Source organism: Microcoleus vaginatus PCC 9802, assembly GCA_022701275.1.
In the GTDB taxonomy this organism is placed as follows: Bacteria; Cyanobacteriota; Cyanobacteriia; order Cyanobacteriales; family Microcoleaceae; genus Microcoleus; species Microcoleus vaginatus_A.
In genome coordinates, this window is the sequence record CP031740.1 from 3,749,549 (window position 1) to 3,772,667 (window position 23,119).

21 protein-coding genes and 2 pseudogenes are annotated in these 23,119 nt (G+C 46.2%); 9 read left to right on the forward strand and 14 right to left on the reverse strand.

Annotation, left to right across the window (positions count from 1 at the left end; translation table 11 throughout):
• Positions 1-9: 9 nt before the first annotated feature.
• The 4 genes from D0A34_15245 to D0A34_15260 form a co-directional block, all read right to left on the reverse strand.
• Positions 10-396 carry a hypothetical protein gene (locus D0A34_15245; GenBank protein ID UNU20051.1) on the reverse strand — a complete coding sequence of 129 codons (387 nt, stop codon included), beginning with the start codon at positions 394-396 and terminating at the stop codon, positions 10-12.
• 153 nt (positions 397-549) lie between these two features.
• Positions 550-1,518, reverse strand: coding sequence for a protein translocase subunit SecF (gene secF, locus D0A34_15250; protein ID UNU20052.1), 969 nt, complete (start codon positions 1,516-1,518; stop codon positions 550-552).
• A gap of 142 nt (positions 1,519-1,660) precedes the next feature.
• Complete coding sequence (secD, locus tag D0A34_15255) at positions 1,661-3,058, reverse strand: protein translocase subunit SecD (GenBank protein ID UNU20053.1); 1,398 nt, start codon at positions 3,056-3,058, stop codon at positions 1,661-1,663.
• Between the two features lie 185 nt (positions 3,059-3,243).
• On the reverse strand, positions 3,244-4,227 hold the full coding sequence (locus D0A34_15260) for an alpha-ketoacid dehydrogenase subunit beta (protein ID UNU20054.1): 984 nt from the start codon (positions 4,225-4,227) through the stop codon (positions 3,244-3,246).
• 193 nt (positions 4,228-4,420) lie between these two features.
• On the opposite strand from D0A34_15260, the gene D0A34_15265 reads away from it, so the two are divergent.
• Positions 4,421-4,996, forward strand: a complete 576-nt coding sequence (locus D0A34_15265; protein UNU20055.1) for a Uma2 family endonuclease — start codon at positions 4,421-4,423, stop codon at positions 4,994-4,996.
• A 225-nt stretch (positions 4,997-5,221) separates the two neighbouring features.
• Here D0A34_15265 and D0A34_15270 read toward each other — a convergent pair whose 3' ends face one another.
• Entirely contained in the window at positions 5,222-5,494 is a 273-nt protein-coding gene (locus tag D0A34_15270) for a type II toxin-antitoxin system HicB family antitoxin (GenBank protein UNU22315.1), read from the reverse strand.
• An 81-nt stretch (positions 5,495-5,575) separates the two neighbouring features.
• A complete protein-coding gene (locus tag D0A34_15275) occupies positions 5,576-6,943 on the reverse strand; it encodes an NACHT domain-containing protein (protein ID UNU20056.1) in 1,368 nt (455 codons plus the stop codon).
• A gap of 247 nt (positions 6,944-7,190) precedes the next feature.
• Between D0A34_15275 and D0A34_15280 the strand changes: the two genes are divergently transcribed.
• Complete coding sequence (locus D0A34_15280) at positions 7,191-8,030, forward strand: SH3 domain-containing protein (protein UNU20057.1); 840 nt, start codon at positions 7,191-7,193, stop codon at positions 8,028-8,030.
• A 73-nt stretch (positions 8,031-8,103) separates the two neighbouring features.
• Here the strand turns inward: D0A34_15280 and D0A34_15285 are convergent, their stop codons facing one another.
• Together D0A34_15285 and D0A34_15290 are read right to left on the reverse strand one after the other, a co-directional pair.
• On the reverse strand, positions 8,104-8,829 hold the full coding sequence (locus D0A34_15285; GenBank protein ID UNU20058.1) for a peptidase M15: 726 nt from the start codon (positions 8,827-8,829) through the stop codon (positions 8,104-8,106).
• Between the two features lie 300 nt (positions 8,830-9,129).
• A complete protein-coding gene (locus D0A34_15290; GenBank protein ID UNU22316.1) occupies positions 9,130-10,425 on the reverse strand; it encodes an adenylosuccinate lyase in 1,296 nt (431 codons plus the stop codon).
• Positions 10,426-10,575: 150 nt separating this feature from the next.
• On the opposite strand from D0A34_15290, the gene D0A34_15295 reads away from it, so the two are divergent.
• Positions 10,576-10,824, forward strand: a complete 249-nt coding sequence (locus D0A34_15295) for an XRE family transcriptional regulator (GenBank protein ID UNU20059.1) — start codon at positions 10,576-10,578, stop codon at positions 10,822-10,824.
• Complete coding sequence (locus D0A34_15300) at positions 10,821-11,552, forward strand: restriction endonuclease (protein ID UNU20060.1); 732 nt, start codon at positions 10,821-10,823, stop codon at positions 11,550-11,552. Before D0A34_15295 ends, D0A34_15300 begins: the two co-directional genes overlap by 4 nt.
• Here D0A34_15300 and dcm read toward each other — a convergent pair.
• Positions 11,515-12,708 carry a DNA (cytosine-5-)-methyltransferase gene (gene dcm / locus D0A34_15305; protein ID UNU20061.1) on the reverse strand — a complete coding sequence of 398 codons (1,194 nt, stop codon included), beginning with the start codon at positions 12,706-12,708 and terminating at the stop codon, positions 11,515-11,517. The genes D0A34_15300 and dcm overlap by 38 nt on opposite strands.
• Positions 12,709-12,913: 205 nt before the next feature.
• Here dcm and D0A34_15310 point away from each other — a divergent pair, with 205 nt between their 5' ends.
• Positions 12,914-13,138 carry a type II toxin-antitoxin system HicB family antitoxin gene (locus D0A34_15310; GenBank protein UNU20062.1) on the forward strand — a complete coding sequence of 75 codons (225 nt, stop codon included), beginning with the start codon at positions 12,914-12,916 and terminating at the stop codon, positions 13,136-13,138.
• Here the strand turns inward: D0A34_15310 and D0A34_15315 are convergent.
• Positions 13,104-13,574, reverse strand: a pseudogene (locus tag D0A34_15315) (DNA cytosine methyltransferase). The gene D0A34_15310 and the pseudogene D0A34_15315 sit on opposite strands and share 35 nt — an antisense overlap.
• 355 nt (positions 13,575-13,929) lie before the next feature.
• Between D0A34_15315 and D0A34_15320 the strand changes: the two are divergent.
• Positions 13,930-14,985 (forward strand): alpha/beta fold hydrolase, encoded by a 1,056-nt coding sequence (locus D0A34_15320; GenBank protein UNU20063.1) that lies wholly within the window; start codon positions 13,930-13,932, stop codon positions 14,983-14,985.
• Between the two features lie 401 nt (positions 14,986-15,386).
• Here D0A34_15320 and D0A34_15325 read toward each other — a convergent pair.
• Positions 15,387-15,991: pseudogene (locus D0A34_15325) on the reverse strand (SAM-dependent DNA methyltransferase).
• Between the two features lie 373 nt (positions 15,992-16,364).
• Here D0A34_15325 and D0A34_15330 point away from each other — a divergent pair.
• The 3 genes from D0A34_15330 (at position 16,365) to D0A34_15340 (ending at position 19,983) form a co-directional block, all read left to right on the forward strand.
• Complete coding sequence (locus D0A34_15330; GenBank protein ID UNU20064.1) at positions 16,365-17,966, forward strand: metallophosphoesterase; 1,602 nt, start codon at positions 16,365-16,367, stop codon at positions 17,964-17,966.
• Between the two features lie 146 nt (positions 17,967-18,112).
• The gene (locus tag D0A34_15335; GenBank protein UNU20065.1) at positions 18,113-18,841 is read left to right on the forward strand and encodes a DUF3891 family protein; all 729 of its coding nucleotides are present in this window, start codon (positions 18,113-18,115) and stop codon (positions 18,839-18,841) included.
• Between the two features lie 173 nt (positions 18,842-19,014).
• Positions 19,015-19,983 carry a YegS/Rv2252/BmrU family lipid kinase gene (locus D0A34_15340; protein ID UNU20066.1) on the forward strand — a complete coding sequence of 323 codons (969 nt, stop codon included), beginning with the start codon at positions 19,015-19,017 and terminating at the stop codon, positions 19,981-19,983.
• Between the two features lie 52 nt (positions 19,984-20,035).
• On the opposite strand, the gene D0A34_15345 is transcribed toward D0A34_15340, so the two are convergent.
• From D0A34_15345 to D0A34_15355, 3 genes are all read right to left on the reverse strand, one after another.
• On the reverse strand, positions 20,036-20,392 hold the full coding sequence (locus D0A34_15345) for a hypothetical protein (protein ID UNU20067.1): 357 nt from the start codon (positions 20,390-20,392) through the stop codon (positions 20,036-20,038).
• A 288-nt stretch (positions 20,393-20,680) separates the two neighbouring features.
• Entirely contained in the window at positions 20,681-22,408 is a 1,728-nt protein-coding gene (locus tag D0A34_15350; GenBank protein ID UNU20068.1) for an ABC transporter ATP-binding protein, read from the reverse strand.
• Positions 22,409-22,488: 80 nt separating this feature from the next.
• Positions 22,489-22,971, reverse strand: coding sequence for a hypothetical protein (locus tag D0A34_15355; GenBank protein UNU20069.1), 483 nt, complete (start codon positions 22,969-22,971; stop codon positions 22,489-22,491).
• Positions 22,972-23,119: the final 148 nt, after the last annotated feature.

Genomic DNA, 23,119 nt, shown 5'->3' on the forward strand with positions numbered 1-23,119 from the left:
AGCCCATCGCTACCGCGAACCTTTGCAAACCCACTTCCACAAAGGATGACTCGGCCCACGCTGGCGAATGCGGCGCACTTGTTGTTCCAAACCCTGTTTTTCCCGGTGGGGCAATCCTCGCACCATATTGCGACTTTGCCAAGTTAGCACTGCTAAAGTCATTCCCAAGCACAAACCCAAACCGAGAGTTGGCCAGCGATTAAAAGATAAACCGTAGCGCACCGCCGCCCAAGTGAAGTGTTCTAACCACAAAGCGATTTCGCGGCGCAAACCCCAAATGCTCAAAGAACCGACGCTAATCCACAGTAATATCACAGTTAACCATCGGCCATAAACTGTTAGTTTGTGAAGCCTTTGGACTTCAATTTGAAAATTTGCGTCGCTTTCATTAGTCATTAGTCATTAGTTATTAGTCATTAGTATTTAGGGTACCCAGCGCGCAGCTTACCGCTATAAGTGGCGTGTCAAACCATTTTTTTGCCTTAGTCCTGAGTTAACCGTTAACAGCAGTCAGCAGCTTAATAACTAATGACTGATGAGCCATGACAATTAAACTTCCTCTGACTGGTTGATTCCTTCTGCGGGGACGGGGATAGAGTGGGCCGTGCGACTGCGCCACCAAGCTAGCAGGGTACTGGCAATGAAAATACTCGAATACGCACCCGCAATAAAGCCGACAATCAATGCTAAAGCAAAGTATTTGAGGGTTTCGCCGCCAAACAAAAAGATGGAAAACAGTGTCAGGAGAGTAGCAAAAGTCGTGTTAATTGACCTTCCCATGGTCTGCATAACAGCATCATCGACAATTTGATCGATCGACTGTCCCGGATTTAGCTTGATTATTTCTCGCACGCGATCGTAAATTACCACTGTATCGTTAACAGAAAAACCGATGATTGTCAAGAGCGCGACCACAAATAAACTGTCAACTTCCACTCCTTGAACTAAACCCAAAAACGAGAAAACACCAAGAGTAACCAACACGTCATGGAACAGAGCAACGAAAGCAAAAAAGGCGTAATCCAACTGAAACCGGAACGTTAGATAAACCGTAATTCCAGCAAAGGAAAGAAATAAAGCCAACAATCCCGAAGTAAATAATTGTTTACCGAGGGTAGGCCCAACCGTATCAATTTGAGTAGATTGAGGAGCAAAAACGCCTATCTTTTCGCTCAAAGCTGTTTGCAAATTAGTCCGCTGTTCGACATCCAAAGTTTTCGTTCGCAGCGACAAACCTCGCTGTTCTTGGCCGATAACTTGAATGCTGCTGCCTGCCAAACCTTGGGCGTCCAGGACTTCGCGGACAGCAGCAATATCGATGGGTTTACAATTTTCCGGTTTCGTGCAGTCGAGTTCAAATTGCAGCCGAGTGCCGCCGATAAAATCTAAACTGGGGCGCAGCGGTGCGCGGATGTCGGGACGAGTCCAAGAAATCGCCATCGACACTATACCTGCAAGGATTATAGCGGCGGAAATACTCCACCAGAGCGATCGTTGTTTGATAACACTGAATTTCATAATTTGAAGGAAGAGGGAAGTTCGGCAACGGATTGTGTAACGGATGTAACGGATTGAAGGAAGAAGTCAGTAGTTATTGGTTATTGGTTATTAGTAGCAGCTAACTAACACATAACTAATAACTAATAACTAATAACAACAGTTAACTATTAGCAGTTTTCGACAAATTGGGACAGAACCACTGAGGTTTTCGCAGCGCCGGAAAGCTCAACACTACCAAAAGTAGAGTGCGGCTGCAAGTAATAGCAGAAAACATACTCACTACTACGCCCAATCCCAGAGTTACAGCAAACCCTTTAACTAAACCAGCGCCCAACCAGAACAAAGCAACACAAGCAATAACCGTTGTGACGTTGCCATCTAAAATGCTGGAAAAAGCGCGGTAAAAACCCGATTCGACCGATCGATAAAGCGATTTCCCGGCCCGCAACTCTTCCCGCGTGCGCTCAAAAATCAGCACGTTAGCATCCACGGCCATCCCGATGCTGAGTACAAAACCAGCAATTCCCGGCAGCGTTAATGTCACTCCCAAAAGCACAAAAGCTGCCCAAGTTAACAGAGCATAAATTAACAGCGCAATATTGGCAATTACGCCGGGGAGTCGATAGTAGGCAACCATGAAAATCAAGACTAAAACTAAGCCGCCTATACCTGCGTTAATACTGCTTTGAATGCTGTCTTTACCCAAGCTAGCCCCAATCGTACGGTTTTCTACAATTTCGACAGGCACCGGCAAAGCACCGCCCCGCAATTGCACTGCCAAATCGTTGGCTTCTTGCGTTGTAAAGTTGCCTTGAATTACGGCACTTCCACCAGTAATTCCTGCTTGGGCAAATTCAACGCCGACGACTGGAGAACTGATCATTCTTTCGTCTAGGAAAATACCGATACTGCGTCCGGTGCCGGCTAAATTTTTAGTGAGTTGGGCAAATAGTTCGCCTCCTTTGGTATCGAAAACAAGAGCAACGTTCCAGTTGTTCCCAGCCGCCAAGGGTTGAGGTTGAGCGTCTTTGAGGTTTTCGCCACCGAGGCCGGTGCTTTTGAAGAGTTTGGCGATCGCGTCATTACTTCTTTTCAAAGCAGCCTGATTTTCTTTAATAGCTGCCTCATTCGGGCTAATTTTCAATTCTTCTTGTTTGACCAGCAATTCCTGCTGCAACTGCCTCTCAATCGCTAATTGTGTTTCTGTTCCGGGCAGTTGTTCCAGAAATTCTAGCTTTGCCGTGCCGCCCAAAACTCGTTCTGCTTGCTGCGGGTCATTTACTCCGGGCAACTGCACGAGAATTTGGTCTTCTCCTACTGTTTGGACTAATGCTTCGGAAACACCCAAACCGTTAACCCGGTTTTCGACAATCCGCCGCACTGCTTCTAACATTCCCTGATCAATTTTGGGAATTGTGGGGGTAGTTTTTACTTGAATGGTGAGTTGCGACCCTCCTTGCAAGTCTAATCCCAGCCGCGTCGGAATTGTTACTATTACAGTAATGGCGGCGATGATTAGAACAAAAATTAGCGCTAATATGGAACGTTGTTTTTGCATACTTAATTATTAGTCATTAGTCATTCATCATTAGTCATTAGTCATTGGTCAGTAGTTAGGTGGAAGGAATAATCAATTTGTGCATCCGTGTTTTAGCATTAATGTCCGGCTGGCAAATATCGTTAGTTTTAGGGAACAACCAAAGAGTGATAACTAATGACTAATGGCTAATGACTGATGACTATTTATACTCGCAATGCTACCATTTTTTGGACGGCTTCGACAATTTGAGTAGGCTGGACAATTGTCAGTCTTTCCAAATTACCGTTGTAAGGTGTGGGAATATCTTGTGAAGACAACCGCAAAACTGGTGCGTCGAGTTCGTCAAAAAATCGATCGCTAATCGAAGCAATTAGTTCGGCACCGATGCCTCCTGTTTTCATGCACTCCTCTACAATAATTACTTTGTGAGTTTTGCGAATGGATGCGCCGATCGTCTCCATGTCCAGGGGTTTGAGAGAAATTAGGTCGATTACTTCAGGATCGTAACCTTCTTTTACCAGGGCGGGTACGGCTTGCATGACGTGGTGCCGCATCCTCGAATATGTCACGATTGTGACATCTTTGCCCGATCGCACAATTTCTGCTTTGTCCAGCGGCACTAAATATTCTGTTTCTGGCAAATTTTCTTTGAGGTTGTAAAGAAGGACGTGCTCGAAAAACAGAACGGGGTTATCGTCGCGGATGGCTGATTTTAAGAGTCCTTTGGCGTTGTAGGGAGTCGAACAGGCAACTATTTTCAAACCCGGTACAGCTTGGAAATATGCTTCTAACCGCTGGGAGTGTTCCGCGCCGAGTTGCCGGCCCACGCCACCTGGCCCGCGAATTACCATTGGCATTTTGAAGTTGCCGCCGGATGTGTAGCGCAGCATTCCGGCGTTATTGGAAATTTGGTTGAAGGCCAGCAGCAAAAAGCCCATGTTCATGCCTTCGATGACCGGCCGCAGTCCCGTCATTGCTGCGCCTACTGCCAGGCCTGTAAAGCTATTTTCGGCGATCGGGGTGTCGAGCACTCTAAGTTCGCCGTATTTGTTGTAGAGGTCTTTGGTGACTTTATAGGAACCGCCGTATTGACCTACGTCTTCGCCGAGTACGAATACGGCGGAGTCGCGGGCCATTTCTTCGTCTAACGCCTCGCGGAGGGCGTTGAACAATAAGGTTTCTGCCATAGGAGGTTAAGCAATGATTGCAGGAGGGTCAGACTAGAATCTTAACCTTTTGGGGGTGTGGATGAGGAGGCGATCGCAAATTTGACAGTTAAAACCTGAGACTTGGCCAATCTTTATCATAACATTTGTATTATGTCAATGAATATTTAAGTTAAAATAATACTAACTTGCCTGCCCACCGCAGAGGAATATTATGCTCCAGACAAAAACTCAACTCACTCTGGAAGAGTTTCTCACTCTTCCCGAAGGAGAAGGCGATATTACCTACGAACTTATTGACGAGCAAGCAGTACCGAAAATGTCACCTAAAAAATTTCATTCTCGCCTCACCAGAAGCCTAATAAAACTCCTCGAACAGTGGGGTGACGAACGGGGAGAAATTGGTGTAGAATGGGCGGTGAAATTAACCCGCCAGGGGCGAGACAGGGTGCCAGTACCAGACCTTTTATATGTTTCTTACCAACGCTTATCTCCTGACTGGAATCAAGATGAAGCCTGTCCTGTAGTCCCGGAATTAGTCATAGAAATTATTTCACCCGAACAAACTTTCGGTCAGTTAGCTGCTAAAGCGAGAGATTATTTAGATGCTAAGGTATTGCGGGTTTGGATAGTAGATAGCAAGGCGAGAAGCATTACAGTTTTTTACCCCGATGCACCACCGCCAACTTATAGGGGAGATACCCTATTAAAAGAGCCACTTTTTGAGGGATTAGAATTTACGGCGGAACAGCTATTTCAAATGGCCAAAATACCACTAACATTTTTTTAGGATGAGTGTGTGGTAGTTCACAAGCTATTCCATTCTTCAAGAGGAATTTGCCTTTCTATAATCTCCTCCGCCTCCCGAATCATCATCCGTAGCTGAGGGACAGAATACTCATCATTAGAGGGAATCGTTAAGCGATACTCCTGATAAATCATAAACTGGTGTTTACTTCCAGAAAAAGGACCCGAAAAGCCTAGCTGTTGTAATTTCTGGATGAACTCTCGACGCTTACAAGGTGTCCAACGGCTCAAGGCTAGGCTCCTGATTTAAATCAATATTGTCAATGACGGGCATTCGATGTCGCAATTTCAACCCTAGCAAAATCCAGTCTTCCAAAGTTGAGCGCAACTCATTTTGACACTCTTTTAAAGTTGAACCAAAGGCGATGACTCCCTTGCAAACAGGAATTTTCCCAACAAAGCTATGATCTTCAAGTTTGTCATACATAGCCTGAGCCATTGCTTTGTCAACGTATTCGCTCAGAATGAATTTTACAGTCATTGAGTTTCCTTTTGCTTGTCGAATATTGGAATCTCCTTCACAGTTACATCCATTATATTTGTTTTTGTCAAGTTCCGGCATTTATATCTCTGAAAAATGTTTTTGCAATAAATCGTGAATAAATCGATAACGCCGATCGCCAGTTTTTTGCAGCAACAAGCGATCGGTCGCAGCATCGAGAAAACGCTTGTAATCCCAAGGAATGTAGCCGTTCGACCACAGCACGAGGCGCAAGATAAAACTTTCAATCCCGGGAAGTCCCGGCAACAAAGCACTAATTACCGCAGCAACAGCGCCCGCAATTAATCCCCAAATCGACCCGGAGACTAGGCTTGCAATTAATCCCAAAATCACCCAAATCAGCCCGCCAAGCAGCTTAACTCCAAACTGATACTTGCGCCGTTCATGGGCTGTTTGCAGCCAGCTAGACGGTATGCGATCGAGGTAAAATTCTTGAATTCCTTGCTGTTCCATTCTTCTGGCCAACCATCCCAGCCAGTGGCGAATTTGTTCCGGCCGCAGTTCTTTACCTCTGGGATACTGCTTGACTTGTCCAGTGATTTGGTGGCGAATATAGGCAGTTAAGAGATATTTGCGCTGTTCTTCGGCAGAAGTTATGCGCTTCCAAGCTTCGATTAAAATATCGTCGTAAGCCAGAGCCATCATGCTCAAAAGCAAGGGGACTTTTGCCAATTTCAACAACTCCGGCTCGCGCTCTATGCTGTACCAAAGTTCGCGGCTTCTAGCTTCTAGCAGATAATTTTGAATTTGACTTTCTGTTAAAGGTTTCAATAAAACCGCTGCTTGCAGGCGAAATCTAGTATCGCAGTTTTTGTAAGCTTCAAAACTGCTGCAAGCTACTAAATGTTTGGGTTTAAATTCGCTTTCAACAAACTGATTGATTGCTTGAATGCAGATATTTTGGCGGTGGGTTTCCACTTCGTCCAATCCGTCGAGGAGAGGTAGCAATTTTTGTTCGGCGACCCATTTTTTGCCGACAGCAGGAGAGATGCCGTATTTGAACTGAAGTTGAGCAATTAACCAATCTGCGATCGCCCCGGATTCTGCTTTCCACGATCCGAGTTCAAACAGCACTGGTACTGGCAAACTAGCATCTTTTTGGGCGCGGGAAATTAACACCCGAGCTAATTCTAGCAGCGTCGTAGTTTTGCCTGCACCCGTGGCTCCCAAAATTACCAATTTGCCGCCGCTGCGATCGAACACTTTAGCCATGCTGGCTTTGGGAGGAAGCCGAAAACTCGGACGGTTGCCCGCTTTCACTTCCACATCCCAACAGCGGTTAACACCAAGAGGCGACGAGTCTTGACTGAGGTTAGCCAGTACAGCGGCGTGCAAAGACTGCGCGAGCCCTGCTTGGACTTCCTGCTTTACCTCTTCCAACAATCGATCGCGAGGCGGTTGTAATCTCAGAGGAATCAATTTTGACATTTTATGTACCTCGCGCTGAACGCTTACCTTCGCAAATTTGCGCGCAAATAACCCAGAGCAAGATTACCATCAGTATAGGCGTCCAGTATATATTATTGACTCAAATTATTGCGGCACTTATGGATCGGAAATTTTATATAAAAATCCTGACCCTGTGGCCCGCACTAGGTATTTCCACATAAATTAACTGGCGATCGCCCCAACTCCCAAACAAAAATTATTAGTATAGATACAGAGAGGGTTTTTTATGTCATTTACTAAGGGTCAAATCATCACAGTCAGCTTAGCAGGACTGGCAACAGCGGTGGGAGTGGCTGTTGCAACTATACAGTCGGGTGCCATGAAACAATCCGATCTTCCCCTTGCAGAATCCCCGGCATCCACCAGAAACCAGATTGCAGGGCCGACGAACAACGCTGAATCTCGACCACCAAAATCTCTGCAAGCACAAACCCAGGCTGCAGAATCTCCGAAATCCCCACCCCAACCTGCAAAAACCCCGGCTGTTCAATCCTCGCTAGTTGCAGGAGTCTCCCCGCCAAAAGTTGAGCCAGTAGTTGTCACACCGCTAAATTCCGGTTGCAAAATCAGCCAGGCTGTAGTCAGCGATCCGAATCCACCGCTAAATGTGCGATCGATCCCACAGGTAAGGGGCAGCAACATAGTAGGAAAACTGAAAAATAATACCTTTGTTTCAGTTGCTGAAGAACAAAACGGTTGGCTGCGAATTACCGATCCGCCCGGTTGGATTGCCAAAAACCGCACCGAAAGTAGTTGTTCTAACGTCAACCAGCAGATTAATTTTCTGCCGGGAGGAGATGAGGCGATCGTCAAAGGTCGAATTATCGGCGGCGGCAGCCACTCTTACCGGATTCGTGCTAGAAAAGGTCAAACAATGACTGTTAGGAATCGGCAAGAAGTTTTCCCGCAAATTATAACTCCTCGTGGCAAACTTTTAGCCGGAGATCCTTATCAAGGCAATGAAACAGAGTGGACTGGAAAAGTGCCAGTCACAGGCAATTACACATTACAATTAGACTCAAATTTCCGGGGATACGAATACGAATTTTCTGTTGAATTGCGATAATTTTCCTGAGATCAGTAGGGATAAAGCAGTGCCTTGTCTTCTCCCAATCGGCGACTTTTAATAAATAGTAGAATTAAGGAATCTCGGAAAGCGAGATATCAAGAATCGCAAATTTCTGCCAATCTTCCGAATCAAAGTGCCACCATTCAGTTGTGATACCGATAAATCCGTGTTTTTTCATCGCATTCTTAAGCACTTGACGATTTTTCCGAGATTCCGCGCTGCCGCCTTGATAATCTCCGTGAGCTTTTTCGGTAAAATCATCGTAAGGTGTGGGCATTTCTAATTCTTTGCCCGTGCGATCGACTAAAGTCAAATCAATAGCAGCACCGCGATTGTGCCGCGAACCCCTAGCAGGATTAGCAACATAGCGCGGATCTGGCCAAGCTTGCCACATTTGCTTAGTGACAGAGAAAGGCCTGTAGCAATCGTAAACTTTCAAACCCAATCCGATTTTTTCCAAATCTGTTTGAACTAGCCCTAACTGTTGAGCAACAGAACTTCTCAAAGCGCATTTCGATATAGGGTAAAGCTTTCGTTTCAAGAAATTGTTAGTAGTGGCGTATCGGATATCGAGGCGAATGTTGGGATTTACGGTGCGGATGTCAACCAGTCGCGCGGAACGGGGAAGTTGACTCATGAAAATACTTTCAGGTACTACTGGGTTTGGTTCTGGTTGGGTAGTTTGCACTTGTGGCGGCTCCTGGGCGCGAATAGATGTTGTATAACTCAGTGTGGTTGTAGATAGTAATATTAGAGCGAATACAATTAAATATTTTGTAAATCGGTTTAATTTCATAGCTCTGTTAAGTGGATATTTAATAGACTTTTTACATTTCATAACTTGGGGAATTTTCGCGTTTTTCATGTTGTCTGCCAGCCCGCCAGACCGACAGGGGTTGAAACCCCTGTCTCATAGCTAAAGTCCTCTGAAGAGGACTGAAATATTTGTCTAAAACTTTTATTTTATGAGTCTTTCAGTCGGTTTTAACCGACTTTAGCTATGAGACGGGGGTTAAAACCCCCGGCGGACTGTGGGACAAGCGCGAGAACGCTCGCTCTCTTCTCTCTCTGAGTCATTTTTAATTGTTAATTGTCCTCAAATTCCCAAGCGCTGATACACTAAATCTAAGTGCCTCAATTGATACTGCGGATCGAAACAATCATCAATTTCTTTGGTAGTCATCTTAGCTGTTACCCGATCGTCCTTAGCAATTAAATTGTAGAAATTGCCGCCCGGTTTGTTCCACGCTTCGTGAGCACAAGATTGCACAATTTTGTAGGCGTCTTCGCGACTGGTGCCTTTTTCTACTAAAGCTAACATCACGCGCTGGCTGAAGATGACTCCGCCGTAAAGGTTCATGTTTCGCTTCATATTTTCGGGATAGACTAGCAGGTGTTTTACTAAGTCTGTGGTTTCTACTAACATGAAGTGAGTTACTGTAGAACTGTCGGGCAAAATCATCCGTTCTACGGAACTGTGAGAGATGTCTCTTTCGTGCCAAAGTGCAACGTTTTCTAAGGCTGCGACGGCGTTGGCGCGGACAATTCTCGCCATCCCTGTGAGTCTTTCCGATCGAATCGGGTTGCGTTTGTGGGGCATGGCGGATGAGCCTTTTTGCCCTTTGGAAAAGAATTCTTCGACTTCGAGAACGTCGGTGCGTTGCAGGTTGCGGATTTCTACTGCAAAACGCTCGATCGATGCTGCTAAGAGTGCTAAGGTTTGGACGTATTCGGCGTGTCGATCGCGCGAAATGACTTGAGTCGATGCGGTATCCGGTTCGAGTCCGAGGTTTTGACAGGCGATCGCTTCAATTCGCGGGTCAATATTAGCATAGGTTCCGACTGCGCCGGAGATTTTGCCCACTGCAATCGACGATTGCAAATTCACTAATCGGTCGCGGTTGCGAAAGACTTCTGCCAGCCATCCTGCTAGTTTAAAGCCAAAGGTGATGGGTTCGGCGTGAATTCCGTGCGATCGACCAACCATGACGGTATTGCGATGCTGTTGAGCCTGATAGCGAATAGCTTGACTCAATTCTTCGACACGTTCTAACAAGATATTGACGCTAGCGACTAATTGCAGCGCCAAAGCGGTATCGAGCACATCGGAACTGGTTAAGCCGAGGTGGATGTAGCGTCCGGCATCGCCTACATATTCGTTGACATTTGTCAAGAAAGCGATCATGTCGTGGCGGACTTCGGCTTCAATTTCGAGGACTCGTTTCGGGTCAAAATTAGCCTTAGCTTTGATTTCTTCGACTGCGGCGGCGGGGATGTAGCCGAGTTCGGCTTGAGCTTCGCAGACAGCGATTTCTACTTGCAGCCAGCTTTTCAGTTTGGCGGTTTCAGTCCAGATGTTGCCCATTTCGGGCAAGGTGTAGCGCTCTATCACGGTGGGAGTTTTGGGGAATGCGATCGTCCTATTGTACATCTGCGAGGCATCCCTCTTGAGTCGGGATGGGGAATTTCGGGCGATCGGGCGATCGAGAGATGTGACACATCGTCCGTAGACTGATAGTCCGCAGAGACTGAAAATTGGCAGATGAGTCGATCGAAACAGAAGATTCTGCGTGCTTTAGGTCATCTCGTAAAGCAACGCAGGACAGCGTTGGGAATTTCGCAAGAGGAGCTCGGAATGCGGGCTAATTTAGACCGCACCTATATATCTGGAGTCGAACGCGGAGTCAGAAATCCGTCCATAACTGCAATTGCAAATCTAGCTAGCGGCTTGGGCACAACAGTTTCCAATCTTCTCGAAAATCTAGAAATAGAAGCGGAAAACGTAGAGTGAACAATCAAGATTTAGCAAGCACAATTAAAGCTCAATTAAAACAAGACTCAACTCAATTCAAAGTCTTTAATCTCCTCTCCGACCAAAAATGGCACTGTCGGGAGTGCGAAGGCAAACAGATAGCATCAGCTCAATATGCTGGCGGTGGCGGAATTCAGGGATTGCAGCGCGGAACAAGGAAGCGCCCCGGTCTGGTTATTGTAACAGAAAAGAGATACTGTCAAACTTGTCAGGCAACTCGTTTGGGCGATTTGTGGACAGGAGAAATTAAATCAGCAAATTCTGCTGCTAACATACCCGCTTCTCTGGTAAAAAGAATTCTCGAAGTTTACTTTTATACAGATGTAATCGAACAGAGAAAACGAGCAGCTCATGAGTTAGTAATTGACCATAGATTCCCAATGGAGCGTTGGGGAGATAATGAGCCACCCCACCTGGCATCTATGAGCGAATCTGAAATCAAGGCAAAGTTTCAGTTGCTCAAAAAAGATGCTTCAGGCAATCACAATCTTCTAAAATCTCGAAGTTGCGAACGCTGCATCAAAACAGGGAAAAGAGGCACACCTTTCGGAATCAAGTTTTGGTATGAAAGAGGCGAAGACTGGCCTTCCATACATCAGCGCGGCGCTGAGGCTGAGGAAGGCTGCACAGGATGTGGCTGGTATGATTTTGAAACTTGGCGAAATGCTCTCAATCAAAAACTAGCTGAATCTGTTCGAGAGGTTTAACAGTAACTATGCTAGGTTTGTTAAGTGCAATATCAGTCAAGTATGGAATAAGTGCAAAACCGATACACTCTGCTAAACGGGGCGGCACGGCATTTCCAATTTGCCACATTGCCTTTTTCATTGAACCTTCAAAAATAAATGAATCCGGGAAAGTTTGTAATCTAGCCATTTCGCGAGCTGAAATAACGCGATTAAGATAAGGATGAATATGAGTGCCACCGTGATTTTCTTTAACAGTCATGCTCGGTTTTCCCGGATACTGTCGCTTGAAAGCATCGGCGTAGCTTTCATACAAAGAACCGCCTGGTGGAACTTTAGCAAGTCTTTCCATGTACTCAACAGAATGACGAGTCCATTGGTGGTTAATTTCCGGTATGGGAGTGTACTCTGGTAAATCATCAATTGCTGACTCAATCGCTTTGTATTGTTCGGGTAACAATTGCGGCTTGGGATAGGGATTTTGCATCCCAAATCTGTTGGCTATAAAAATGGCTCGCGGGCGGATTTGTGGGACTCCATAGGTTGCGGATTCCAGAACAGCAACTGACATATGGGGATAGCCAATTTCCCGAAAAGCCTCGCAAATGGCTTGCTTAACAGCTCCTTTTTGTATAGTCAATATTCCGGGTACATTTTCCATGACAACATACCAAGGACGTATTTCAGAGACAACGCGGACAAACTCTCTAAAGAGGCGATTTCGAGGGTCGTTGGGGTCGCGTTTTCCTGCAACTGAGAAGCCTTGACACGGCGGCCCGCCTACAACAACATGAACTTCTGGCGAACCAATTTCAGCGAGCAACTTTTGGGGATTTAAGTTTTTTATATCGTCGCACAAGTGATGGCAATCGGGAAAGTTTTTTGTGTGAGTTGCCGAGGCTATGGCATTAATTTCAACACTTGCTACTGGTCGAAAACCTGCTTGCAATAAACCTTGCGTCATGCCACCCGCACCGCAAAAAAGATCGACAAATGTATAGTCTGATTTTGGCAGTGACTGAGATTCAATATCAATGAATATCTTGTAGGGGTCGCAGTCATTTGCTTCTAGTTCGCGTTGGATGCGTTCGTAACGCCCTAATTTTGCTTTCTTCTGCTTTTTGGCAGGAATTGGTTCTTCCTCTTTTGAGAATAAAGACAGTTGTATTGCTTCCATTTTATATTTGTTTACTGCGTTCTATCTGATGTTGCCCACTTGGGGCAGGGTGTAGGGATCGATCGCGCTTGGAGTCGAGGAGTGCGATCGTCCTATTGTACATCTGGGAGGGGATGCAAGACAATGATGCTAAAGTATATTTAGAGAAGTTAGTCAATGAAACACTTGAGGCGCTTAGGCAAATCGAAGCAGAGGAGACAGAACTATGAAATATACAGTTGTTATCCAATGGTCAGAAGAAGATCGGTGCTTTGTCGTATTTTTGCCCGAATTTGAGGATGTAATGCAACCAGTAACTCACGGAGATTCTTATGAAGAAGCTATCTACAATGCGCGAGAGGTACTGGAGTTACTAATCGAGAGTTGTCAAGCTGAAGGTAAACCATTACCAGCAACTAAGAAGCTAGAACGATTATTTCAGGCTGCTTAAATTTGTTCACAGCAATATCAGTCAAATATGGAATAAGTGCAAAACCGATACACTCTGCTAAACGGGGCGGCACGGCATTTCCAATTTGCCACATTGCCTTTTTCATTGAACCTTCAAAAATAAATGAATCCGGGAAAGTTTGCAATCTAGCCATTTCGCGAGCTGAAATAACGCGATTAAGATAAGGATGAATATGAGTGCCACCGTGATTTTCTTTAACAGTCATACTCGGTTTTCCCGGATACTGTCGCTTGAAAGCATCGGCGTAGCTTTCATACAAAGAACCGCCTGGTGGAACTTGAGCAAGTCTTTCCATGTACTCAACAGAATGACGAGTCCATTGGTGGTTAATTTCCGGTATGGGAGTGTACTCTGGTAAATCATCAATTGCTGACTCAATCGCTTTGTATTGTTCGGGCAACAATTGCGGCTTCGGAATTTTATCATCCCTTGCCCTCGCTTCGGGTAATTTTTGCGGTACGCTCGTCCTTCCTGGAACTATTAATGCACTCGGGGTTGCGCTAAATATTTAACTTGAGCCTGCTTTAAATTCTCTTCTCATTCCATCCCGAACAACTTTTGGGCCACAGACCAATCGAGAGCGATCGCTTAAACACTGGCACGCTACATATAGCGTGCCTACGTAAGTCCTGTTTATTATTTTGGCTTGACTTCGCCCTTGAGTGCATTTACTCAAAAAGTATTGCGGTTTTCAGGGTTATTCGCTAAAATAGCCAACCTGTCAAGTAAAAAAATCCCACCAACGAGACAGACATTTCCGACATTCGCTTATGACCATTGCCTATACTCCACCTTGGCTGCTGAACAACGGCCTATTAATGACGTTGTACACCGCATTAAGGGCTAGTCGCGGTTGGGAAAAGACAATCCCTTACCCAGAGCCCCCTTACCGAGAACACATCTTTACTGGTGCCTGTGGAGTCCCGATTTTCGGCTGGGTGGCCATCCCCGAAAATCCCCGATATACCATTGTCGGCACTTACGGCATTACTGGCGATCTGGATAATCAATGGTATCTGAAGCTACTAGGCCGTAAAGCCTATGCCCAAGGCTGTGCAGTGGTATTATTTGACTGGCGAGCTCACGGCAAAACTGCCCAACTCTCTCCCACCCTGACTTCTGATGGCCTATACGAAGGCGAAGATTTCGTTCGGATTGCTGCCGCTGCTAAAGAAATGGGATGTCCCGCCCCTTTTTGGTTCACGGCTTATTCCCTGGGCGGACAATTAGCCTTGTGGGCCGTAAAATCAGCTCAGACGATCGCAGATTGGGGGCCTGACTTAGGGATTGAAGAGTCAGAACTAGCAGGCGCGGCAGTAATTTGCCCCAGCTTGGACTCAAACCGTTCTCTGTCTTATCTAGTTAAAGATGAGTGGGGGAAATTTTTAGAAAAAGCGATCACGCGAGAGTTAAAAAAACTAGCAAAACACATCGCCGCATCACATCCGGGGGCGATCGATCCTGCCGCTATTGAACGCGCCAAGAGCATTTGGGGCTTTGACCATGAACTGGTAATTGGCCCGTTAGGTTTCTCCTCTGTGGAAGAATACTATGACGCTAGCAGCGCTCTAAACATTTTGCCTCACCTCAAAAAACCCACTTTCATCCTTTATGCAGCAGATGATCCGATGTTTGACCCGATGCTTGTCCCTGAGTTGCAAGCTATTAGCGCGAACAATCCAGCCTTAGAATTAGTGCTGACACCCTACGGCGGTCATGTTGGGTATGTCAGTAGTAAACGTTGTCAGCATCAATTTGCTGATAGCGATCGGTGGTGGGCATGGAATCGGATTTTACAGTGGTTCGATGACTTGAGTGTTGATTAAGATTATAAAATAAAACCTTAACACTCCTCGGCAATAGTTGCGGCGAGGAAAGGATTATGGGGTTTAATCCCTCCAGTCGAGAACGTTAAAACTATTTCGCAAAAACACTAGACATCGGGGCCAAAGCTGAATGGCTTACGGGGAATCAATTGTACATAATCTGCACAGCGGCTTGATTTCACCTCGATTTGACGACAGCATAAGGATTAGAAACAATTTTAGTGAAAAACTGGTGAATAAATATCGATTAATTTATTCGTTTTTTTGAGAATTGTGTCAGCTATTAACTAGGTAAAACTAAAGCTCTAACTCTCAATCTAATCAAACCGCAAATGGCGAGAATTACTCTCTCGTAATGCCTTTTTCTTAACCCAAATTTTTATTGAGCCACTCGAAACCAGCATTCCCCCACCACAAGCCGGGTCTAAAATTCGCCCGTAATTCGGCTCTATTACATCGACAATCAGCTTTACCAGTAAAATTGGAGTAAAAAACTCTCCGCCTTTGTGCCCTTCTTTCTGAGCAAAATTCCCTAGGAAATACTGATAAATTTCCCCAAAGGCATCCTCAGTAATATCCTTTCGGCGAATCCGATTTAAGATTTTCAACAACTCCCGCAAAATCGGTTTTTCCAAGCTGTTATGATTTCTAGGCAAAGCGCCGCCGAGTTCCTCATTTTCATCTGCGATCGCCTTCATGGCCGCATTAATCGCCCCACCAATATCCTCTGCTTCGGGGCGATCGATCAAATAATTATGCGCGCGCAGTTTCCGGCAAATAAAGCGCCCAAGAGTTCCTGGTAATCAGGCTTACCCACCGTGCGCCGCCTGCTACTTCCCGCTGCTATTTGCTGTGAAACCAGGGCAAACTTAGAGTCAGCGTAGAGCAGAAAAACCAACCCCAAAACGGGGACGGAATATTCCGAAGACTTGAGTTTAGAGTTAGCCCAGAGTTCGTCGGCTGGTTCCCAAAGGCGTTTTTCGGGTTGGGTATAGCGGGCTGGCATTGTTAGTGTTATCTTCCCACGTCGTTGATAGATTCCCTCGTCTTGGGCAACAACAAACAGCACCGCCTCGTACAAACGCTTATTTTAGTTTAGATACGGGGCGATCACATCAAAACGTTCATAACCGAGTTTTTGGCCGTTCCTATCGGTTTTAACTAAGATGTGGCACCAGTTCCAATAACCGCCAGGGGTTTCAACCCCCGGCGGGTTAAAGAAAATGGTGCAATATGTCAGTTGTCAGGCAGTATTCTCCTAAAAACCCGGTTTCTGAGTACCCGCGCCTCGATTTTCAGCTTTTAGAGAGATGTAACAACTCGCCCGATCGCTGCAAAATTAATAACTAGGAACTCAGCAATTTTGGAGAAGAGGTGAATTGAAATTCGTTTCCGACCCGCAAATAACAGTCAAAATCCGCAAAATGAAAGAGCGGGTGCGGTGGCAAGAACACTCGATCGTCGATCGGGGAATCGACCAAACTCGGATGGTTTTGGAATCTCAAACCACCGACTCTCCAGAGTTTTCGTTTTTAGTCGTAGGCGACAGCGGCACGGGCAATCACCGCGGCTACAATCCCCAGCGGCAGATTGCCGAACTGATGGTCTCGGAGCGCGAAACTTGCCGTTTCGTCCTCCACACCGGCGATGTAGTTTATCTGGTAGGTTCCAGCGAATATTACTTGCAAAACTTTATTCGCCCCTACCGAGAATTTATAGTCGGCGGCGAGCATCCCTCCCGGATTGCCTACGATCGCATGGTGTTTAATTTTCCGTTTTTGCCCGTACCGGGAAACCACGACTATTACGACTTGCCCATAGTCTACGGCATTCTGTCAGCGACAGCTTTGCCACTGCGGCGGCTGTTGGGTTCCAAGTTGGATCTCGATGTTGGCTGGCACGGTTCCGATCGCGGAAATGCCTACGCCAAAGCGTTTCTCGACTACCTGCAAGCTCACAAAATGCCGGGAGAACTCGATCGCCACCTAGACGCCCACTACACCGCCAGCACCAGCACAGGCCGCTGCATCCGTTACCAACCCGGACGCTTTACCCGCTTACCCAACCGCTACTATACCTTCCGCAGCGGCGGCATCGACTTCTTCGCCCTCGACTCCAACACCTTCAACGAGCCCTTACCGATCCCGAAAACCAAACAGGGCGACATTCGCCGCCAGAATTTGGAACTCGATCGCCAGAAATTGGAACAAGAAAAATTGGCAATGCTCGAAATGTGCGATCGGCTCAAGCCCGAGATTCCCGAGGAAGCCGAACAGCTAGACGACTTAGCCGCCAAATTAGAGCAAGTTGACGAAATGTTGATGGATATTGACAAACAACTGTCCCCCGACAAAACAACCGCCACCGACGTTGAACAGCTCGAATGGCTGAAAAAAAGGCTGATTAACTCTTGGCGCGATTCCGAGGTGCGGGGGCGGGTAATTTACCTGCACCATCCCCCCTACGTGACAGAGGCGACAAAATGGAATCAAGCTCAAACTTTGGCGGTTCGGTTGCGATTGCGCGAGGTGCTCGACGGGGTGGCCGATGCAGTTGGGGATGTGGCGCGGGGGCGTCCGCTAGTAGATTTGGTGCTGACGGGCCACGCTCACTGTTTGGAATACCTGCGGACTGGGAATACTGGACACGGCGACTCTGGCATTAATTGGATTGTCTGCGGGGGAAGCGGCCACAGTCTCCGCCGCCAGCGCCCGGAAGGGCCGATGTTGCAGGAACCATTGAGTCCTGAAGCTTATCGGTTGGCGCGGCAGTCGGGTTCCGAAACAGCCAGCCGGCGGGTAGCGGAATCTTTGCTATTTGTCGGCCGCAGCGGTCAAGGTTCCTACAAACGCCGTCCTTATTCGTGTTTGCGGATTGATGTTCTCGACGGATGCCCCCCCAAGTTCCGCATCCGACCTTTGGTTGTCGAACGATTTGAGGGGAAATGGCAGGATATCCCGATCGAACCTTTTGTGATTTAACTTTCGTTTTTCTGTAAGTCTCGATCGCCCTTAAAAAGGTGGACTTTGACCGATTCCGGTTCCCCCATTTTTAAGGCGCCGGGGGGATCGAGAGCCGAATGCTCGCACAAAATACTCGTATCAACTTAATTGAGGAGAAAAATTCAATGATTGCTAACTTAACCGCCACCGGCTGGGAAATTATTTACCACCGCGCCCACGCTTTACTCGCGGCCCAACTTGGCGGACAGTGGAAGCGCTCGAAATCTCCGCTTCGCCTCTACGAAACCATAGCGGCTATTTCCCATCACGATGATTTGGAGAAAGAGTGGGAAGAAAATATTTTGACTGAAGCGGGCGCGCCCTTTGATTTTACCTTGCAGACGGAAACTTCTCTGCCGAAAATTAAAGCCATGGCGCAGAATGCCCTATATCGCGGTAGGTGGGTAGCAATGCTGATTTCTATGCACATGAGCTTTCTCAATGAAGGAAAGCGGGGAGAGTCGAAGGAACTCGACGAGTTTTTGGACGAGCAACTGGAAAATCAAAAAAAATGGCGCAAAGACTTGCAAATTTCCGAGGAAGATGCTAAGGCAGCTTATGCTTTTTTCCAGTGGTGCGATCGGCTATCATTAATTCTTTGCAGCCGCGAGTTACCCGCCGGAGAACGAGCTTTAGAAATTAGTGTCGGCCCGGACGGCAAGCGCTACGATATTGTACAGCACAGCAACGAACTCGTGACTGTAACTCCTTGGCCTTTTGAAGAAGATAAGTTTACGGTGAACGTCGAAGCGTGCCTTTTGGATAAAGTCAAGTTCGACAGCAACAAGGAAATCAAGGAAGCGTTGCACAAAGCTCCCCGCGAAGTCTTAGAGTGGACTTTTGTGAAGTCTTAATTAAAGCTCTACCACAAATACTGCACCGTTCTAGGTTTGTAGCGAGAACTTCAGTTTAATCGAGTTTGATGAGAACTGAAGTTCTCACTACAAACCAATTTGATTGTTGGCGATTTACCGGACATAATATTATCAATGAGTCCTTACCAATTACCCATTACCAATTACCAAATATGGAACGTTCAGCTTGCCTAATTTTCAATCCCGTCGCTGGCCACAGCGACCCCGACCAAGACTTAGCTAGAATTCAGGAACTTTTAGAGCCTTTTATTGACTTAGACATTCGGCTGACAACCCCAGAATTAGACGCGGATCAAATCGCCCGCGAAGCTGTTGCTAGGGGAGTTGAGGCAATTATTGCTTGCGGGGGCGACGGCACATTATCTGCTGTTGCTGGGGCAATTGTCAGCACAAATATTCCTTTAGGAATTATTTCGCGGGGAACTGCTAATGCTTTTGCTAATGCTTTAGACATTCCGAATACAATTGAAGCCGCCTGCGAAAATATTTTGGGAGGGTTGACGCGGGTGGTGGATGCGGCGACTTGCAACGGTGAAATGCCGATGGTTTTGTTAGCTGGAGTGGGCTTTGAGGCAGAAACTGTCGAACTAGCCGATCGCGAAATGAAGAATCGCTGGGGAATGCTGGCTTACATTCTATCAGGAATTAAACAGTTAAACAATTTAGAAAGATTTGAAGCGGAAATCGAAACCGAAGATAGAATTATCAGCCTTACTGCTGTGGCGGTGACAGTGGCGAATGCAGCGCCACCTACTTCCATTTTAGCTCAAGGCCCGGCAGGGATTATTTTTGATGACGGCTTGCTGGACGTAACGCTGGTGGCGCCTCAGAATAAAGCTGGGGCGATCGCAGCTTCTTATCACCTATTGCAAACAGCTTTGAGCGGCAATCCTACAGATCGCGACGACATCGGTTATTTGCGGGCAAAAAAAGTAACAATTAGTGCCGAGCCGCCTCAAAAAGTGGTTGTAGACGGCGAAATCATCGGCATGACTCCGGTTTGTATTGAGTGTGTTCCGGGGGGTTTAACTATTTTTGTACCGCGAGTTGAAGAAGAGCAAGCGGTGGAAAAACTCACCGGTTTAGCGGACATCGAAATTACATTGAAACCCGTAACTTAAAATTTTTAGCGACACAAACAAAAAGAAAGACCGCCTGGGCGGTCTTTCTTTTTTAGGCGTCTAAAATTTGGCGAATGCGGCGCTCCAAACGTTCGAGATCGAGTCCACCTTCATCACGGCTGATGCGGCGCACGGTGACGTTAACATTGCTCAAATCTGCCAGCAAATCTTGCAGAATCTCTTGTTGCTGCCGAGCTTGAGTTATTTCGCGCGGTTCCTGCACCAAATCGCGAACAATTGTATCTTCCGCGCGCGACGCAACGATCGGGTCTGCTTCGCCGTCTACGTGCACGAAAGTGCGCCGACCAGGCCCCCGTTCTTCTTCAATTGGTATTACTGCTGTTACTCGATCGGAGCGTACATATTTGCCAAATCCCAGGTGGACTAAGACAGAAGATTGTATTTTCATAGATAGCAAGTTTTATTTGTTAGTTATCTATATTTTAACTCGGCTTTATCGGCTATAACAAGTAATGATAAAGCGGGTTTTACCCCTATCTTGAAGAGTTTTTACTGCGATTAAAAATTGTCATTTCTCAGGTAATGTGCTAAGCTTTTAGTGGAATATAACCACCTAAAAAAAAATTAGAACTATTTTTTAGTAAGAACGTCCGTCCTGATTCCCCAAACTTTGAGGCCGGACGTTTTTACTGCAAACGTAGAAAGGCAGAGCCTAGAAAGGAGGAAATAACGTAGCCTACTGACTAAACTGTTGAGCGTAGTAGCCAGCATAGCGAGATCCCTTTTCCAGCAACTCCTCGTGCGTCCCAGATTCCACAATTCTGCCTTTTTCCAACACTAAAATGCGATCGGCTCTCCGCACAGTAGCCAAGCGGTGCGCGATAATAAACACCGTGCGATCGCGCATCAATCTTTCCAGCGCTTCTTGCACTAAACCTTCGGATTCCGAATCCAGCGCCGATGTCGCTTCATCCAAAATCAATATTCTGGGATCAAGCAAAACTGCACGGGCGATCGCAATTCTTTGTTTCTGTCCCCCAGATAAATTTACACCCCTTTCTCCTACCCAAGTTTGATAGCCGTCGGGAAACTCACTAATGAATTGATGAGCGTTAGCAATCTCCGCAGCTTTTTGAACATCTTTCAGTTCATAATAAGATCGCCCAAAAGCGATATTTTGAGCAATTGTACCCGAAAATAAAATCGTTTCTTGCGGTACAATTCCGATTTGCCTCCGCAAAGTATTTAAGGTGACATCTTGAATATCAATCCCGTCAATTAAAATCTGTCCCGCTTGCGGATCGTAAAATCTGGGTAGCAAATTTACTAAAGTAGTTTTACCCGCACCGGATGCACCCACGAGAGCAATCATCTCTCCGGGCAGCACTAACAAACTCATGTTTTGCAGAATCGGTGTCTCCGAGTTATAGGCAAAATTAATATTGCGGTATTCGACTTTTCCGCTAACGTGGGGAAGTTCAATGGCACCCGATTTTTCGACTACAGCGGGTTCAATTGCTAATAATTCAAAAATGCGATCGCTAGAAGCTTCTCCCTGCTTAAAATCTCCGTAATTAGCAGTTGTGATAGCAATGGGGTCAATTAAAAGTGCCACCCCTGCGATATAACTTATAAATTGAGTACCTGTGAGATTTCCTTGAGAAATTTGCCAACCTCCCAGGAAAAAGAGCAAAATCACGCTCATCGCTTCCAGAAAGCCAACTACAACGAACTGAAGTGCTTTTACTCTTTCTGACAGATACTTAGCGCGGCGGTTTTGTTCTGCTTCTTCTGCAAAGCGGGCAATTTCGTAGTCTTCAGCCACAAATGCTTTGATTAAACGAATGCCGCTGAATACTTCTGTCAGCAAAGCGGATAAATCAGAGATGCGATTTTGACTTTGCCGCGAGTAACTTAGCAGTCTTTCGCCAAACCAGCCAATTAAAATAGCCATCAGTGGTGCAATAATTAATGCACCTAGAGTTAATTGCCAGTTGAGATAAATCATATATCCCAGGACGGCAATTAGCTGCAAAACACAAGGAATAAACTGATGAAAAAATTTATTTACAACTTCGCCAATGCGGTCAATATCTTCGGTGAGGCGGTAGGATAAATCTCCGGTTTTGGCGGTTTCAAAGTAGCCGATATTGAGTTTTTGCAGGTGGGAGTAGACTTTTTTGCGAATTTCTAAAGCAATAGTCAAAGCAGCTTTTGCCATCAGCGTATCTTGACCGTACTGGGCTGTACCGCGAATTAGAAAGATAATGGCGCTGAGTGCAGCAATTTGAGCAAACCCTTTTAAATCTCCTTTACCTATAAATTTGGCTGTTTCGCCAACCAGCCACGCTATAATCGGCCAAAATATGGTAAATACTACGGTACAAGCTAATGCTTTACCAATGGTTTGTTTTTGGGGACGGAGGTAGGGTAAGATTTGCCAGTATGTCGATCGAGTTTTCAAGATATTTTACCTCTGCAAGTTCTGTTTTTACAGATATCTGAGCCAAAACATGATATCAGCGATCGGGCAAGTCTCAACAATCATTCTTGACCGTCGGCATGAGTAGCCTGTACCTTAGCCCCCGCGACAACTTCGCCCCGAAAGGCGGCTGACTGTCCGGGTGCAAGAGTAACTGGTTCAGCGTAGATAAATCCGTTGTCAATTAAATTGCCTGACTCGTCCAAAACTTCATAATTGACTTTGACATTCTTGATTATTTTGCAGCCTTGATTAAGGACTTGACCGCTGAAAAAGTTGCCGTCATAATTAGTCGTCGCAATTGACACTTTCGCAGCAATGTTGGCACCGGGAATGCAAGTTTGGGAAGTTCCTAAAGATGGCTGTTTCTCGCATAACTTGCCCAAGTCTACTGTTTTGCCGTCGGGGGTTTTCATGTAGCAAAACGGCTCGTCAACTGGGAAATTTTGAGCCATTGTATTTGTAAAGTCTGTAAGCAAAGGGCGAGCCGATATTGGCGACATTAGCAAACTAGATAAAGCTAGGGTTAAAGGTAAAATAATCATGTTTTTTGGCAAAAGTGGTACAATATAATTCACATAAATTTTACCTTTGCATATCTCTATGTAGGGTGGATGTTATAACTAATTTAATTTTTCGGGCGGGCTAGAAGCCCACCCCACAAGAATTAGATGTGCGTGGCTCAAAGCCACA

Bases quoted from the DNA above. Each gene is read 5' to 3' on its own strand.
- D0A34_15245 (UNU20051.1), bottom strand. From the start codon at position 396: ATGACTAATGAAAGCGACGCAAATTTTCAAATTGAAGTCCAAAGGCTT.
- secF (UNU20052.1), bottom strand. From the start codon at position 1,518: ATGAAATTCAGTGTTATCAAACAACGATCGCTCTGGTGGAGTATTTCC.
- secD (UNU20053.1), bottom strand. From the start codon at position 3,058: ATGCAAAAACAACGTTCCATATTAGCGCTAATTTTTGTTCTAATCATC.
- D0A34_15260 (UNU20054.1), bottom strand. From the start codon at position 4,227: ATGGCAGAAACCTTATTGTTCAACGCCCTCCGCGAGGCGTTAGACGAA.
- D0A34_15265 (UNU20055.1), top strand. From the start codon at position 4,421: ATGCTCCAGACAAAAACTCAACTCACTCTGGAAGAGTTTCTCACTCTT.
- D0A34_15270 (UNU22315.1), bottom strand. From the start codon at position 5,494: ATGACTGTAAAATTCATTCTGAGCGAATACGTTGACAAAGCAATGGCT.
- D0A34_15275 (UNU20056.1), bottom strand. From the start codon at position 6,943: ATGTCAAAATTGATTCCTCTGAGATTACAACCGCCTCGCGATCGATTG.
- D0A34_15280 (UNU20057.1), top strand. From the start codon at position 7,191: ATGTCATTTACTAAGGGTCAAATCATCACAGTCAGCTTAGCAGGACTG.
- D0A34_15285 (UNU20058.1), bottom strand. From the start codon at position 8,829: ATGAAATTAAACCGATTTACAAAATATTTAATTGTATTCGCTCTAATA.
- D0A34_15295 (UNU20059.1), top strand. From the start codon at position 10,576: ATGAGTCGATCGAAACAGAAGATTCTGCGTGCTTTAGGTCATCTCGTA.
- dcm (UNU20061.1), bottom strand. From the start codon at position 12,708: ATGGAAGCAATACAACTGTCTTTATTCTCAAAAGAGGAAGAACCAATT.
- D0A34_15310 (UNU20062.1), top strand. From the start codon at position 12,914: ATGAAATATACAGTTGTTATCCAATGGTCAGAAGAAGATCGGTGCTTT.
- D0A34_15320 (UNU20063.1), top strand. From the start codon at position 13,930: ATGACCATTGCCTATACTCCACCTTGGCTGCTGAACAACGGCCTATTA.
- D0A34_15335 (UNU20065.1), top strand. From the start codon at position 18,113: ATGATTGCTAACTTAACCGCCACCGGCTGGGAAATTATTTACCACCGC.
- D0A34_15340 (UNU20066.1), top strand. From the start codon at position 19,015: ATGGAACGTTCAGCTTGCCTAATTTTCAATCCCGTCGCTGGCCACAGC.
- D0A34_15345 (UNU20067.1), bottom strand. From the start codon at position 20,392: ATGAAAATACAATCTTCTGTCTTAGTCCACCTGGGATTTGGCAAATAT.
- D0A34_15355 (UNU20069.1), bottom strand. From the start codon at position 22,971: ATGATTATTTTACCTTTAACCCTAGCTTTATCTAGTTTGCTAATGTCG.